The organism is Streptomyces sp. NPDC029122, from assembly GCF_055569445.1.
The window spans coordinates 285,838-299,367 of the sequence record NZ_JBVHWK010000001.1 but is presented as its reverse complement, the minus strand read 5'-3'; the positions used below and the strand labels follow the sequence as shown (position 1 = coordinate 299,367).

General features: G+C 75.8%; 14 protein-coding genes and 1 pseudogene. 8 read left to right on the top strand and 7 right to left on the bottom strand.

What is annotated here, in order from left to right:
- Window positions 1–6 precede the first annotated feature (6 nt).
- On the top strand, window positions 7–882 hold the full coding sequence (locus ACZ4WZ_RS01265; protein ID WP_467883838.1) for an ATP-grasp domain-containing protein: 876 nt from the start codon (window positions 7–9) through the stop codon (window positions 880–882).
- A 42-nt stretch (window positions 883–924) separates the two neighbouring features.
- Window positions 925–1,776: a GNAT family N-acetyltransferase gene (locus ACZ4WZ_RS01260; RefSeq protein ID WP_467883837.1), complete on the top strand. Its 852-nt coding sequence runs from the start codon at window positions 925–927 to the stop codon at window positions 1,774–1,776.
- A 73-nt stretch (window positions 1,777–1,849) separates the two neighbouring features.
- Here the strand turns inward: ACZ4WZ_RS01260 and ACZ4WZ_RS01255 are convergent, their stop codons facing one another.
- The 3 genes from ACZ4WZ_RS01255 to ACZ4WZ_RS01245 form a co-directional block, all read right to left on the bottom strand.
- Window positions 1,850–2,293: a subtilase-type protease inhibitor gene (locus tag ACZ4WZ_RS01255; RefSeq protein WP_467883836.1), complete on the bottom strand. Its 444-nt coding sequence runs from the start codon at window positions 2,291–2,293 to the stop codon at window positions 1,850–1,852.
- Window positions 2,294–2,523: 230 nt separating this feature from the next.
- Window positions 2,524–2,988, bottom strand: a complete 465-nt coding sequence (locus ACZ4WZ_RS01250) for a Crp/Fnr family transcriptional regulator (RefSeq protein ID WP_467883835.1) — start codon at window positions 2,986–2,988, stop codon at window positions 2,524–2,526.
- A 195-nt stretch (window positions 2,989–3,183) separates the two neighbouring features.
- Window positions 3,184–3,486, bottom strand: coding sequence for a hypothetical protein (locus ACZ4WZ_RS01245; protein ID WP_467883834.1), 303 nt, complete (start codon window positions 3,484–3,486; stop codon window positions 3,184–3,186).
- Between the two features lie 339 nt (window positions 3,487–3,825).
- Here ACZ4WZ_RS01245 and ACZ4WZ_RS01240 point away from each other — a divergent pair, with 339 nt between their 5' ends.
- The gene (locus ACZ4WZ_RS01240) at window positions 3,826–6,558 is read left to right on the top strand and encodes a DNRLRE domain-containing protein (protein ID WP_467883833.1); all 2,733 of its coding nucleotides are present in this window, start codon (window positions 3,826–3,828) and stop codon (window positions 6,556–6,558) included.
- An 89-nt stretch (window positions 6,559–6,647) separates the two neighbouring features.
- On the opposite strand, the gene ACZ4WZ_RS01235 is transcribed toward ACZ4WZ_RS01240, so the two are convergent.
- The gene (locus ACZ4WZ_RS01235) at window positions 6,648–6,842 is read right to left on the bottom strand and encodes a hypothetical protein (protein WP_467883832.1); all 195 of its coding nucleotides are present in this window, start codon (window positions 6,840–6,842) and stop codon (window positions 6,648–6,650) included.
- Window positions 6,843–6,875: 33 nt separating this feature from the next.
- On the bottom strand, window positions 6,876–7,364 hold the full coding sequence (locus tag ACZ4WZ_RS01230) for a hypothetical protein (protein ID WP_467883831.1): 489 nt from the start codon (window positions 7,362–7,364) through the stop codon (window positions 6,876–6,878).
- A gap of 61 nt (window positions 7,365–7,425) precedes the next feature.
- On the opposite strand from ACZ4WZ_RS01230, the gene ACZ4WZ_RS01225 reads away from it, so the two are divergent.
- Window positions 7,426–7,740 carry a hypothetical protein gene (locus ACZ4WZ_RS01225; protein ID WP_467883830.1) on the top strand — a complete coding sequence of 105 codons (315 nt, stop codon included), beginning with the start codon at window positions 7,426–7,428 and terminating at the stop codon, window positions 7,738–7,740.
- Window positions 7,741–7,767: 27 nt separating this feature from the next.
- Here the strand turns inward: ACZ4WZ_RS01225 and ACZ4WZ_RS01220 are convergent, their stop codons facing one another.
- A complete protein-coding gene (locus tag ACZ4WZ_RS01220) occupies window positions 7,768–8,196 on the bottom strand; it encodes a hypothetical protein (RefSeq protein ID WP_467883829.1) in 429 nt (142 codons plus the stop codon).
- A 445-nt stretch (window positions 8,197–8,641) separates the two neighbouring features.
- Between ACZ4WZ_RS01220 and ACZ4WZ_RS01215 the strand changes: the two genes are divergently transcribed.
- Entirely contained in the window at window positions 8,642–9,883 is a 1,242-nt protein-coding gene (locus ACZ4WZ_RS01215) for an MFS transporter (protein ID WP_467883828.1), read from the top strand.
- A gap of 217 nt (window positions 9,884–10,100) precedes the next feature.
- Entirely contained in the window at window positions 10,101–10,850 is a 750-nt protein-coding gene (locus ACZ4WZ_RS01210; RefSeq protein WP_467883827.1) for a peptidoglycan-binding domain-containing protein, read from the top strand.
- Window positions 10,851–10,975: 125 nt separating this feature from the next.
- Here ACZ4WZ_RS01210 and ACZ4WZ_RS01205 read toward each other — a convergent pair.
- Window positions 10,976–11,175: pseudogene (locus tag ACZ4WZ_RS01205) on the bottom strand (oxidoreductase); the annotation flags it as partial.
- A 140-nt stretch (window positions 11,176–11,315) separates the two neighbouring features.
- Here ACZ4WZ_RS01205 and ACZ4WZ_RS01200 point away from each other — a divergent pair.
- Window positions 11,316–12,392, top strand: a complete 1,077-nt coding sequence (locus tag ACZ4WZ_RS01200) for an RNA ligase (ATP) (RefSeq protein ID WP_467883826.1) — start codon at window positions 11,316–11,318, stop codon at window positions 12,390–12,392.
- 170 nt (window positions 12,393–12,562) lie between these two features.
- Window positions 12,563–13,480, top strand: coding sequence for an NADP-dependent oxidoreductase (locus ACZ4WZ_RS01195; protein WP_467884199.1), 918 nt, complete (start codon window positions 12,563–12,565; stop codon window positions 13,478–13,480).
- Window positions 13,481–13,530 lie beyond the last annotated feature (50 nt).

Here is a 13,530-nt window from a genome sequence, read left to right as displayed (position 1 = left end):
GGGGGAGTGAACGCGACCACCACCGTCCTGTACTGCCACGACCCGCTGCACGAACGCCGGGCCGATGCCCACTTCGCGGCCGAGGCCCGGCAGTTGCGCACCGCCGGCGGGGCCGTCGCGCTCGTCGACCACGACGCCCTGCTCGCCGGGGACGCCGAGCGGGCGGTGGCCCGGGTCCCCGCCGGGGCCGGAGCCGTCTGGTACCGGGGCTGGATGGTCCCCGCCGAGCGGTACGCCGACCTCGACGCGGCCCTGCGGGGACGCGGCGCCCTGCTGGCCGTCAGCCCCGGGGCCTACCGGCGGGCCCATGAACTCCCCGGCTGGTACGAGACGTTCGCTTCGCTCACCCCCCACAGCCGCTGGCTGCCCGCCGCGCCGGGAGAGATTCCGGACGGGGACCGGCTCGCGGCCCTGTCCGCGGCCCTTCCGGCCGGGGCGGGCATCGTCAAGGACTACGTGAAGTCCCGCAAGCACGAGTGGCACGAGGCCTGCCACCTCCCCGACCTCGCCGACCGCCCCGCCGTCCACCGCGTGGTGAGCCGCTTCGTCGAACTCCAGGGGGAGTTCCTCGCGGGCGGGATCGTCCTGCGCGCCTTCGAGCGCTTCACCGGCCCCGAGGTCCGCGTCTGGTGGCGCGACGGGGAACCGCGGCTGGTGACCCCCCACCCGGATCACCCGGAGCACGCCGCCGTACTCCCCGACGCCGCCCTCGCACCGGTCCGGCAGGCCGTCCGGGCGCTCGGCTGCCGCTTCGTCACCACCGACCTGGCGCTGCGCGAGGACGGGGTCTGGCGGGTCGTCGAGGTGGGCGACGGCCAGGTCAGCGACCTGCACCCGGCGGTCGGGCCGCAGGCCCTCGCCGAGCTGCTGACGGCCGGATAGCGCTCCTGCGCACACGCCCGGCGTTCTGGTACAACACCGGCCATGACGGGATTCGAGATCACCGGCGCGGGCGCCGCAGACATGGAACTGCTGCGCACCTGGGCGGACCTGGAGGGCTGGAACCCGGGAGACAGCGACCGGTTCGCCTTCGCGGTGGCCGACCCGGACGGCTTCCTCGTCGGGCGCCGTGACGGGGAGCCGGTGGCGTGCATCTCCGCCGTGCGTTACGGCACCGGGTTCGGCTTCATCGGCTTCTACATCGCCCGTCCCGACGTACGGGGCCAGGGGTACGGCATCCGGCTGTGGCGGGCCGGGATGGACCGGCTCCACGGGCGGCTCGTCGGACTGGACGGGGTGGTCGAGCAGCAGGGCAACTACCGTAAGTCCGGCTTCCGTTCCGCCTGGACCACCATGCGCTACGAGGGCTCGCCGCAGGCCGGCGCGGACGGCGCGGACGGGGGCGTGGAGATCGTCGACGCGGGCTCGCTGCCCTTCGCCCGGCTCGCCGCCTACGACCGGCGCTTCTTCCCGGAACCGCGTGACGCCTTCCTCTCCGCGTGGATCTCGCTGCCGGGCCGGACGGCCCTCGCGGCCGTACGGGACGGCCGGATCGAGGGCCTCGGCGTGGTCCGCCCGTGCAGTGGCGCCTCCCGCATCGGCCCGCTCTACGCCGCCACGCCCGCGGTGGCCGCCGCCCTCGTGCGGCGGCTCGCGGAGCACGCCCCCGGCGGTGAGGTGGCCGTGGACGTGCCGGACGCGAACCCGGCCGCGGCCGCGGTGGCGGCCGGGCTGGGGCTGGACCCGTCCTTCGAGACGGCCCGCATGTACACCGGCCCGGCGCCGGAGGTGGAGCTGGCCGGGCTGTACGGGATCACCAGCCTGGAGCTCGGCTGACCGGCGCCGCGGGGGACCGGCGCGGGGCCGGACGGCGGTCGCGCGGCGCCGCCCGGCCCGGGAGCGGCGGTCCTCAGACGCCGAAGAGCACCCCGGTGGTGCTGCGCAGCCCGCAGGGGTTGCCGAAGGTGTACGTGTAGCTCAGCCGCCGGCCCTGCCAGACGCCCTCGGCGGTGACGGTCACCGGGTTCCACTCCCTGGTGCACGCGGTGTCGGGGCGGGGCGCCGCCAGGGCGTCCAGCGAGGCTCCGGCGGCCCGCAGCTCGGCGCAGGCCGCCGCCGGGTCGGGGTGCGTGCCGCCAGGCCGCGGCGCACACACCAGCGTGGCCGCGCGCAGCACCGTCCCGTGGACGGCGTCCTCCCCGGCCGTGACGCTGACCACGAGCGCGGACGGCGAGTACAGGCTCTGCGCTCCGGCCGGCGCCGCGTCTGCGGCTCCGGTCCCCGCCAGCGCGGTGAGCGCGGTGAGGGCCATTGCTCCGGAAGCCAGTCCCAGACTCCTGGTGATGGACCGCATTTCGAACACTCCTCGGGGTCGGTGCTTCGGATAGCGGACGCGAGTCTTGCCCATCCGCGCCGGGAACGCCCGTACGTACCGCTGTTTTCCGTCACTGATCGTAAGCGCGTGAGTGCAGTCCGCAGCCGTGTTGGCCCGGCCTCCCTCGGGGTGACCTGTGAGGGAAGGTTTCCGGGAAACGGCCGAACACCCTCCCCGAAAGGTTTGCCGCGAAAGGTTTGCCCGCGCCTTCAGCGCCCCGCCGCCGTGCGCGGCGAGTAGAGGTCGAGGAGCCGGGTGCGGGTTTGCTGGAGCCGAACGGCGAGGACCCGGCCGACCCAGTGCCCGATCGCGGAGCCGAAGGCGGGATCGGCGTCCATCAGCATCCGGACGGTCGCTCCGTCGAACTCGTAGGCGCGCACCGGGGTCATGGCCTCGGCGCTCAGCTGCCACACGTACGGCGGGAACAGCCACGACCAGCCGACGAGCTCCCCGGGGCCGAGGCTCTCGACGGGAGCGGGGGTGCGGCGGCCGGGCAGCGGCACCTCCAGGGTCACCGTGCCGGAGCGCACGATCCAGAAGGTCAGCGCCGGGGCACCCTCCTCGAAGAGCCGGGCCCCTTCGGGAAGATTGACCTCACGGGCGTGCGACATCAGCCGGCCGCGGTGCTCGGCGGACAGCACGGCGGCGATCCGGATGGGGGAAGGTGTGCTCATGACGGCCTCCGATCGCGACCCCCCACCAGCCTCTGGTCCCCCCAGTGTCGCCGACCCGGGCCCCGATGGGGACGTGCGGCGGTGCGGGCACCCTCGGTCGTCCGCCGTCCACCGAGGGTGGCGGGTGACGGGCCGGGCCGCCCCGGAGCGTCGCCCGCACCCGGGCGGAAGAAACCCTTCCGGTGGCTGTCGCCGCTACTCCTCGGCGTTGGCCTCCAGGCAGGCCAGCTCCATCGCGTCGAGCACCGCCTCGTGGCTGCGCCCGCTCAGTTCCGCGACGTTCTCGATCTGCGCCGTCGCCCAGGCGGCCAGCGTCATCACCAGCACGCGCAGGCCGTCGGTGCCGTGGTCGTCGAGGATCGCGTCGGCGACCGTCATGGCGTCCTCCGGCACCTGCTCGGGCGGCTCCAGTCCGGTGAGACCGCGCAGCATCGCCAGGGTGCGGCGCGATATCTCCGGGGTGATCCTCGCCAGCCGCATGTCTTCGTCGTCGTCCATCAGCCCCGCCCTCCCGTCACCGGCCCTGCCCCTCAGGGCACGGTAGAGGCGCACGGCCCCGCGCGGGGCGGTTTTCGCCAGGTGACCGCGCGTGAAAGGGATGGCCCGCGCTTCCCGGAATTGACGCCTCCAGACGCGGGCTCTCCTCCCGCCCGGGCCGCCTCACCGCGCCCGTCCCGCACCGCGCGGCCCCAACGCCCCCTGGGGCGCCGAGCGTTCGACATCCGATGCGTCAAGTGTGGTGTCCGGGACGGCGATCCGTCCTAGGGTGCGCCCGTACGGAAGAACACCGGTACCTCTGCGGTACAGCAGTACGACGCACAACGAACTGGGGGGTTCATGCGTAGATCCAGAGGCCTGGCGGCCGCTCTCGCCCTGTCACTGGCCGGCACCGGCGCGGCCGTCGGCCTCGGCCTCGTCCCGCAGGCGGCGGCCATCACCCCGCCCGTGGCCTTCACCGCCGACCCGCTGCCCACCTGGCAGCCCAACGGGGTGGTCTGGGCCCTCGCCGAGGCGGGCGGCACCGTCTTCGTCGGCGGAACCTTCTCCGCCGTACGCCCGCCGGCCGGAGCGGGCGGCAGCGAGCGTCCCGCGGTCAACTTCGCGGCGCTCGACGCCGCGACGGGCGCACCGACCTCCTGTGACCTGTCCTTCACCGTCGGCAGCGGTACCGCCACCGTCCGCGCGCTCGCCGTGTCACCGGACAAGAAGACGCTCTACGCGGGCGGCTACTTCGGCGCGGTCAACGGCACCCCCGTCTCCAGCATGGCCGCCATCGACGTGGCCACCTGCACCGTGAAACCGGCCTTCCGCCCGGCCTTCGCGGCCACCGTACGGGCCGTCGCGGTCACCGGCGACACCGTCTACGCGGGCGGCGACTTCCTCACCGTCGCCGGCCAGCCGCGAGGGCGCTTCGCGGCCGTCGCGGCCGCCGACGGCGCGCTGCGCCCCTTCAGGGCCGACGCGGACGAGCCGGGCCGGGCCGTCGAGGTCACCCCGGACGGCAAGAACGTGCTGCTGGGCGGCGACTTCTTCCGGGTCAACGGGACGGACACCCACGCGCTCGCCGTCGTCGACTCCACCAGCGGCGCCCTCACCAAGTCCTACGCCGGCTTCATCGAGACCAACTCGGTCGTCAAGGACATCGCCGCCGACGCGACCGGCTTCTACACCGCCAACGAGGGCACCGGCGGCGGGGTCTTCGACGGCCGGATCGCCCTCGACCTGGCCGGCTTCGGCCAGCGCTGGCGCGACACCTGTCTGGGCGCCACCCAGGCCGTCCTGCCGTACCAGAACGTGCTCTACAGCGCCTCGCACGCGCACGACTGCTCCAGCGTGGGCGAGTTCCCCGACGGCCGGCGCCACCACCTGCTGGCCCAGCCGACCACCAGCACCGGCAAGCTGGGATGGTCCCCCGACACCAACGACGGCATCGGCGAGGGCATCGGCCCGCGCGTGATGGCCGTCGGCTCCAAGGCGGGCGTCCCCTACCTGTGGGTGGGCGGCGAGTTCACCACCGTCAACGGGGCGGCGCAGCAGAGCCTGACACGCTTCTCCTCCGCCAACGACACGGGCGCGCCCACCGTTCCCGTGGCGAGCGCCGCGGCGTTCGGACCCGCCGAGGTCCAGGTGCGCTGGCGCACCAGCCTCGACCTGGACGACAGCGCGCTCACCTACCGGATCTACCGCAACGGCTCGGCGACCCCGGCCGGCACGGTGACCGCCGACTCGCTGTTCTTCAAGCGGCCACAGGCCTCATGGACCGACACCACGGCCCAGGCCGGCCAGACGTACACCTACCGGGTGACGGCCACCGACGCGGCGGGCAACGTCAGCGCCCCGTCCGCTCCGGCGAGCGTGACGGTCCCGGCCTCGGCCGAGGCCTACCCGAGCCGGGTCCGCGCGGACGGCGCCCAGCTGTACTGGCGTTACGACGACGCGGTCCTCCCGTACGCGGCCGACTCCTCGGCCGCCGGCAACCAGGCGGGCGCGCACCACAACGGCCCCGCCCTGCGCCAGTCACCGGGGGCGGTGGGCGGTGCGAGCACCGCGATCGGCTTCGACGGCGCGAACGCGCACGTCTACGGCGACAGGCGGCAGAGCGTGGGGAGCACCTACAGCATCGAGACGTGGTTCAAGACGAACACCACCCGCGGCGGCAAGCTCGTCGGCTTCGGCAACCAGCAGACCAGCGGCAGCAATCGGTACGACAAGCACATCTACATGACCAATGACGGCCGGCTGGTCTACGGCGTGTACACCGGGGCCACCCGCACCATCACCACCGCCGCCGCCTACAACGACGACAAGTGGCACCACGTCGTCGCCACCCAGGGCCCCGGCGGGATGACCCTGTACGTGGACGGCGTCCAGAAGGGCACCCTGAACGTCACCACCCACGAGAACTTCACGGGCTACTGGCGCACCGGCTTCGACGGCCTCGGCGGCTGGCCGGACCGTCCGGCCAGCGAGCACTGGGCGGGCCGGCTGGACGAGACCGCCGTCTACCCGGGTGTCCTGAGCGCGGCACAGGTGCAGCACCACTACGCCCTGGCTTCCGCCCCGGCCGACTCCGTCGTCCAGCTGACCGCGGCCGAGGACACGTACGCCAACGCGGGCGCCCCCGGCACCAACTACGGGACCTCCGGGTCCCTCGCCGTGCGCGGCACCTCGCCGTACACGAGCTACCTGCGCTTCGACCTGCCCGCCGCACCCGCCGGGAAGGTCCTCAAGTCGGCCGCGCTGAGCGTGAAGACCAGCACCATGGCCGGCGCCGGGACCACCGACACCGTCTCGGTCGTCCCCGTCACCGGCGCCTGGTCGGAGGGCGGGACCACGTACGACAACCGCCCGGGCACCGGCGCTCCGGCACTGGGCGGCTTCGCCGGGATCCCGGACGGCTCGGCGGTCCACACCACCGGGCTGAACACGGCCGCCGTCGCGGGCGCCCTGGGCGGCTCCTACGGCCTCGCCCTGACCAGCACCGGGACCGACGCGCTGTGGCTGTGGTCGTCGGAGGCGGCGGCGAACGAGGGGACGCCACAGCTACGGCTGACCTTCGGGGCGCCGTAGGCCGCGGGCGCGCTCCCGGCGCCGGCGACGCCGGGAACGCGCTCCCCGGGCCGTCGCCCGTCACGGGCCGGCGACGGCCCCGCCGCGGGTCAGGCCGACGCCCGTGCCCGCGAGCGCCGCACGTCCCGCACGAGGGTGAAGGCGGCCCCCAGGAAGAGCAGGACACCGGCCGCGATCCACAGGGGCGACGCCCCCGTCCGGTAGTCGTGAACGGCTCCGACGAGGAGCACCGAACAGGCGAGGACCCCGAAAGCCGAGATCGCGGTACCGGTGTGGCGGGTCATGACGGCATTGTCGCCGACGGCCGGGGCGGCCCCTCACGGGGTGCCCCGGCCGCCCGGCGCCTCCACCTCCAGGAACCGGCGGCCGCGGGGGCCCCGGTAGAGCAGGCAGTCCCAGCCGTGCCGCTCCAGCTCCGCCGCGCAGGCCTTCAGCCGTTCCTGTTCCTCCAGGGCCGCGCCGCCACCGGCCGGGCCGGCCCAGGTGACCTCCACCCGGTCCGCGCCCGGCACGACCCGGTACCCGGTCCGCACGCGCCGCCCCGATCCGTCCACCGCCGACGGCGGGAAGCCGGCCGCCTCCAGCACCAGGGCCACGGAGCGCGCCGCCGCCCGCAGCTCCCAGGGCGCCGGGACCGCCGTCCCGCCGGCGAGCAGCCGCCGGATCTGCAGCAGCCCCTCGTACGCCGTGCGCACCTCCGCCGCCCGCCCCGTACCGGACGGCTCCGGGCCGTCGCCGGTCGCCGCCTCGAAGCCCCCGCCCCCGGGTTCCGTCACCTCTCCACCCCCGCCGTCTGAGTACCCCATGACCAACGGCCTGAGTATCCGCCCCGATTCCCCGCCGCGCCGCCGCTGCTGCAATGACGGTATGAACACTTCGGCACCCGGACCCGCCCGCCCCCGCCTCGGGCACGTCACCGCCGCCGGCTCCGCGCTGGCCGTCGCGCTGGTTCCGCTCGTCGTCGGCGTCCTGATCGCCAAGGGGGTCGCCGCCGACCCGCACGCCCCCGTCAACGCCCTGATCACCGGCGGCGGCCAGCGTGCCGGGCTGCCCCGCGCCGAGTGGAGCCGTCGCGGTCACAGCGCGGTGCGCAGGCTGCGCACCGCCCGCCGGGGCACCGCCCGGCGCTGCGCGGCCGTCCGCGACCGCCGTCGGTCCCTCAGGGAGCCGGCGGCTCCCTGAGGGCGCGGGGACCCACCGCCCCGGGGGTCAGCGGCCGTACTGGCGCACGCACAGGTCCACGATGGACGGCGGCACGGTCCCCTCCGCCGCCTCGCACAGCTCCTCCCCGCGCACCGGGCGCGGCACGCGCGGCGCCGGTTTGGGGGGCCGTGCGTGCCGGGGGGCGGCGGGCTTGGCGGGCCGCTCGGCGGCCGGGCGGGCCCGGCGGGCGGGCGGCGGCACCCGAGGGTCCGGCTCGGGGACCTCGCCCAGGGGCGGGGGAAGCTCCGGCGGCGGGTCGTGGGTGTGGTGGGCTCCGGTGAAGTCCGGGGTGTCGGGCGAGTCCGGGGCGTCCACGGGCGGTACGGAGCCCCGTGCCGGACCGGGCGCGCCGGACTCCGGCCCCACGGAGACGCAGCCGGCGCTGGCGAGGAGCGCGAGAAGGGAGAAGGGCAGGGTGGCCCGGCGTAACTGCATCCGACCACCATGCCGTAGTCCGGGCCGGCCGGATCCCGGCGCTCACGCGTCCGGGTGACCCCGGGGGCGGCGGAGGGACGGCCCCGGATGTTGCCGAATTGATCCTTCAGGGGGTGGCCGGGAACGGCCCCGGCGGTCGCAGAATGGGCGGCAACGCGATCGGCACGGTACGGCAGTGCGGGCGACGGGGGAGGCGCGACCCCCGGGGCCCGGTGCCGCCGTGCCCGTCACCGCCCGCCCGCCGTACGGAGTGCCGAGCATGACCGAACCAGCCGCGTCCAGCGTTCCCGCCCCCACCCCGACGCCCGGACCGGGCCCGACGCCCGCGTCCGGCCCGACGGACCCCGCCCCGAGGCCCGAACCCGGCCCGACGCCCCCACCGCGCCCGACGGACCCCGGCCCTCCGGCCGCCGGCGGGCGGAGTTCCGTGCGGGGGTGGGCGGCCGTGGGGGCCGTTTCACTGGGGATCTTCTGCCTGATCACCTCCGAGCTCCTGCCGATCGGGCTGCTCACCCCCGTCGGGGCCGCACTGGGGGTGTCCGACGGCACCGCCGGGCTGATGGTCACCGTCCCCGGGATCGTCGCGGGCCTGTGCGCGCCCCTCGTCACCGTCGGAGCCGCCCGGACGGACCGGCGGCACCTGCTGTGCGTGCTGATCGCCCTGATGGCCGTCGCCAACCTCGCCGTCGCGTACGCCCCGGACTTCACCGTGGTCCTGGCCGCCCGGGTCCTGGTCGGCGTCAGCGTCGGCGGGTTCTGGGCCGTCGCGGGCGGGCTCGCCGTCCGGCTGGTCCCCGAGCACCACGTCGGCCGGGCCACGGCCCTGATCTTCGCCGGGGTGCCGACCGCCTCGGTCCTCGGCGTTCCCGCGGGGACCCTTCTCGGTCAGCTGGGCGGCTGGCGCACGGCCTTCGCCGCCGTCGGGGTGCTCGGCGCCCTCACGGCCGTCGCCCTGTTCCTGCTGCTCCCCGCGCTGCCCCCGGCCGGGCCCGTCGCCTTCCGCGAGCTGCCCGCCCTGCTGCGCCGCAACCGCGGGGTCCGGGCCGGAGTGATCGTCACCTTCCTGGTGGTGACCGGCCAGTTCGCCGCCTACACCTTCGTGCGGCCGATCCTGCGGGACGTCTCCGGCGTCGACTCCGGCCTGGTCAGCACCCTGCTCCTCGGCTACGGCCTCGCCGGGGTCGCGGGCAACTTCCTGGCCGGCCCGCGCGATGCCCGCCGTACGCTGCTGACCGTCAGTGCCATCCTCACCGCCGTACTGGCGCTGATCGCCGTCCTGCCGGGGGCCTTCGCCGGCACCGCGCTCCTGCTGGTCTGGGGCCTGGTCTACGGCGGGGTCTCCGTCAGCCTGCAGCGCTGGATGCTCCAGGCCGCGCCGCTGGCCGCCGAGGCGGCCTCGTCCCTGATGGTGGCCATGTTCAACTTCGCCATCGCGGCGGGCGCCCTCGCCGGCGGGCTCGTGGTGGACGGCGTCTCCGTGCCGGCGGCCCCGCTCACCGGCGCGGCCCTGATGCTGGCGGCCGCCCTGACGGCGGCGGCCGCCACCCGCCGGGACGGGGGCGGGGAGGGGGAGGGGGCCGGAGGCCCGGCCGGCGGGGTCCCGGACCACCGGCCGGCCGCCTCCGCCGCCCCCGACCCGCTGCCGGAGCAGAACGGACGCATGGGGCGGAACGGACACCCGGCTTGACGAAGCGGCGGCGGACGGCGAGAGTCCGCTCAAGAGCCACCGAATGAGCCGCACTTCGGAGAAGTCCCCCATGCCGATATCCGCCCGCGCCCCGTTCACCGTGCCGGCCCAGGGGGCGGGCCCGGCCCTCGCCGCCCGGCGGCGCAGGGCCTGACCGGCTGGACGGGGGCCGGTTCCGCACCGCCGCACCGGCCCCCGTCCGCGCCCGGAGACAACCGTGTCCCCACACCCCCATGAGAGCGGGCCCGAGCCCGACGACCACCTGTTCGTACGCCCGTACGTCGCCGTGCCGGAGGACCCGTCCGGCTCCGCCTACCCCGCCTGGCCGTCCGGCCCGGGGTTCCCGGAGCCGTCCGGGCCGGCGGACACGACACAGCCCCTGCCGCCCGTGCCGCCCGCGGCCCCGGCCGGTGCTCCGGTCGCCGCGGCCCGCCGTCGCACGCCCCCGCGGCGGCGGAGCCGGCTGCCGCTGACCGTCCTCGCGCTGCTGGCGCTGGCCGGGGCGGGCGCGCTGGCGTTCCTGGTGAGCGCGCCCGAACCGGAGCCCGCGCCGGCCGCGGGCCGGCCCGACCTGGTCCTGCCCGCGCTGCCCGCCCGCAGCCCGGGCGCCGGGGACTCCGACGTACGGAGCCGGGCGGCCACGGCGGCGCCCTCGGGCTCCGCCACCCGGCACACCCCCACCGCGTCCCCGTCCTCGGCGAAGCCGACGGGCTCCGCGACCCCGGGGCCGGAGGGCTCCGCGAAGCAGCCGGCCGGGTCCTCCGGGACCCTGCGCCCGGGGGACAAGGGGCCCGAGGTCAGCGCCCTCCAGGAGCGGCTGTACGGGCAGGGGTTCACGTACGTGCGGGTGACCGGGGTCTACGACGGGCAGACCAAGCGCGGTGTCGCGCAGCTCCAGCGGGACCGGGACATCAAGGGCGACCCGACCGGCGTCTACGGCCCGGCGACCCGCGCGGCCTTCGGCTGAGGCCGGGAGCGGCGGGAGCGGCGGGACGGAGGCGAAGGCGAAGGCGGAGCCCCGGCCGGCGCCCCCCGGCCCGGCTCACCGCCCGCCGCGCAGGTCCTCGGTCCGGGCCTCGGCGAGCCGGACCCGGGGCCGGTCACCGCGGCGTTGTTCACCAGCCCCGTGACCGGGCCCAGTTCCGACCCGGCGATGTCGGAGAGCCGCTCCACCGCGTCCTCGCGGGAGGTGTCCCCGCGTACGGTCACGCGGCGTGCGCCCGCCGCCCGCACGTCGCGGCGCCGATGCCACGGCTGCCTCCGGTGACGACCGTGACGGGGCGACGCGGCATGCGAACCTCCGTGCCGGTAAAGGCGGATGGGCTCCGCGTGCGGGCAGGCTAACACCCGGAGAATCCGCTGGACCAGCGGAAATGGTGGCGCCGAAAGTGGCCGGGACATCCGAACCCGTCCCGTCCGCCAGGAGGCGCCCATGTCCACCCTGCGAGTCACCGTGGAAGAACTGACCGTCCACGAGCATCCCAACGCCGACGCGCTGGAGCTGGCCCAAGTGGGCCTCTACCGCGCCGTCGTCGCCAAAGGCGCCTACCGCACCGGCGACTTCGCCCTCTACATACCCGAACAGGCGGTCCTGCCCGGCGCCCTGATCGAGGAACTGGGCCTGACGGGCCGCCTCGCCGGAGGCTCCCACGACCGGGTCAAGGCGGTCCGGCTGCGCGGCGAGCTCTCCCAGGGCCTGGTCTGCCTGCCCCGCGCGCTGGCCGGAGTGGACCTGGCCGGCGCGGCCGAGGAGGGCACCGACTTCGCGGAGGCGCTGGGCATCGTCAAATGGTCGCCGCCCGTCCCCACGACGATGGCCGGTGAGGTCGAGGCGGCGCCCGACCTGCTGCCGTGGGTGGACATCGAGAACCTCCAGCGCTACCCGCGGATCTTCGAGGAGGGCGAGCCGGTCGTCCTGACGGAGAAGCTCCACGGCACGGCCTGCCTGCTGACCTACGTCGCGGGGGAGGAGCGGGTCCTGGTCTCCTCCAAGGGAGTCGGCGCCAAGGGGCTGGCGCTCAAGGAGGACGGGCGCAACGTCTACTGGCGCGCCGTACGCGGCCACGGAGCGGCGCGGGCCGCGGCCCGGCTGGCCGAGCGGCTGGGCGCGAGCCGGGTCGGCGTCTTCGGTGAGGTGTACGGGGCCGGGGTGCAGGACCTGGCGTACGGGGTCCAGGCCGCGACGGCCGACGCGCCGCCCGGGTACGCCGTCTTCGACGTGGCCGCCGAGATCGACGGCCGGGTGCGCTGGCTGAACCCGGAAGAGGTGTTCCCGGACGGCGAACTCCCTCTGGTTCCCCGGCTCTTCGAAGGGCCGTACGCCCTGGAGGCGGTACTGGAACTGGCGAGCGGCCGGGAGACCGTCTCCGGGCGGAGCCTGCACCTGCGTGAGGGGGTCGTCATCCGGCCGGCGGCCGAGCGGTACAGCCCGGTGGTCGGCGGCAGGGCCATCGCGAAGGCGGTCAGCCCGGCCTACCTCACGCGCAAGGGAGGCACCGAGTACGAGTGAGGCCGGCCCGTCCGCGGGCCCGCCCGGCCCGCCGCTGCCGCACCGGCCGGGCGGCGGCGTTGCGCTCAGCGGCGCGGGCGGCCTCCCGTGATGGGATGGGCCCAGGGGCGATTCCGCCGGTCCGGGTTCGAGGAGAGGCCGTATCCATGTCGCAGGACACCGAGGACACCATGCGGGCGATGGCGTACCAGGCCTACGGCGGGCCGGAGGTGCTCGCCGAGACCCGTCTGCCCCTGCCGAAGGTCGCGCCCGGCGAGGTCCTCGTCCGGGTGCGCTGCGCGGCGGTCAACCCGGTCGACTGGAAGATCATGGCGGGTGGGCTCGACGGCCTGATGGACGCCGTGTTCCCCGTCGTCCCGGGCTGGGACGTGGCCGGCACCATCGAGCGGGTCGGCATCGACGCCCCCGAGTTCGCGGTCGGCGACGCCGTCATGGGGTACGCCCGCAAGGACTGGGTGCACGGCGGGACCTTCGCCGAGTTCGTCAGCGTCCCCGTACGCTGCCTCGCGGCCAAGCCCGCCTCCCTCGACTGGCAGCAGGCGGCGGGCCTGCCGCTGGCCGGACTGACCGCGTACCAGCTGCTCACCCGCCTCGGCACCGGCAAGGACGACACGGTCCTCATCCACGGCGCGGCGGGCGGCGTCGGCTCCCTCGGCGTCCAGATCGCCGCCGCCCTCGGCGCCCGCGTCATCGGCACCGCATCCCCGCGCAACCACGACCGGCTGCGCGAACTCGGCTGCGAACCCGTCGCCTACGGGGACGGACTGACGGAACGCGTCCGCGCCCTCGCCCCCGAGGGCGCCACCGTGGTCGCCGACTTCGTCGGGGGCGTCGTCGACGTCACCCGCGCCGTCCTCGCCGAAGGCGGACGCCACGCCTCCATCGCCGACCACGCGGTCCTGGGGGCGGGCGGCCAGTGGATGTGGGTCCGCCCCGACTCCGCGGACCTCACGGCCCTGGGCCGCCTCGCCGACGAGGGCCGCCTGACGGTCACCGTCGCCAGGACCTTCCCGCTCTCCGAACTCGCGGCGGCCTTCGCCCTCAGCCAGGAGGGCCACACCGCGGGCAAGATCGTCATCGAGGTGTGAAACGACGGCCGCCCATCCACGACGCCCCGGGCCGAGGGGCCGCACCGGGC

Bases quoted from the DNA above. Each gene is read 5' to 3' on its own strand.
- ACZ4WZ_RS01220 (WP_467883829.1), bottom strand. From the start codon at position 8,196: ATGCAGTTACGCCGGGCCACCCTGCCCTTCTCCCTTCTCGCGCTCCTC.
- ACZ4WZ_RS01240 (WP_467883833.1), top strand. From the start codon at position 3,826: ATGCGTAGATCCAGAGGCCTGGCGGCCGCTCTCGCCCTGTCACTGGCC.
- ACZ4WZ_RS01230 (WP_467883831.1), bottom strand. From the start codon at position 7,364: ATGGGGTACTCAGACGGCGGGGGTGGAGAGGTGACGGAACCCGGGGGC.
- ACZ4WZ_RS01195 (WP_467884199.1), top strand. From the start codon at position 12,563: ATGCGGGCGATGGCGTACCAGGCCTACGGCGGGCCGGAGGTGCTCGCC.
- ACZ4WZ_RS01245 (WP_467883834.1), bottom strand. From the start codon at position 3,486: ATGGACGACGACGAAGACATGCGGCTGGCGAGGATCACCCCGGAGATA.
- ACZ4WZ_RS01200 (WP_467883826.1), top strand. From the start codon at position 11,316: ATGTCCACCCTGCGAGTCACCGTGGAAGAACTGACCGTCCACGAGCAT.
- ACZ4WZ_RS01225 (WP_467883830.1), top strand. From the start codon at position 7,426: ATGAACACTTCGGCACCCGGACCCGCCCGCCCCCGCCTCGGGCACGTC.
- ACZ4WZ_RS01260 (WP_467883837.1), top strand. From the start codon at position 925: ATGACGGGATTCGAGATCACCGGCGCGGGCGCCGCAGACATGGAACTG.
- ACZ4WZ_RS01255 (WP_467883836.1), bottom strand. From the start codon at position 2,293: ATGCGGTCCATCACCAGGAGTCTGGGACTGGCTTCCGGAGCAATGGCC.
- ACZ4WZ_RS01250 (WP_467883835.1), bottom strand. From the start codon at position 2,988: ATGAGCACACCTTCCCCCATCCGGATCGCCGCCGTGCTGTCCGCCGAG.
- ACZ4WZ_RS01235 (WP_467883832.1), bottom strand. From the start codon at position 6,842: ATGACCCGCCACACCGGTACCGCGATCTCGGCTTTCGGGGTCCTCGCC.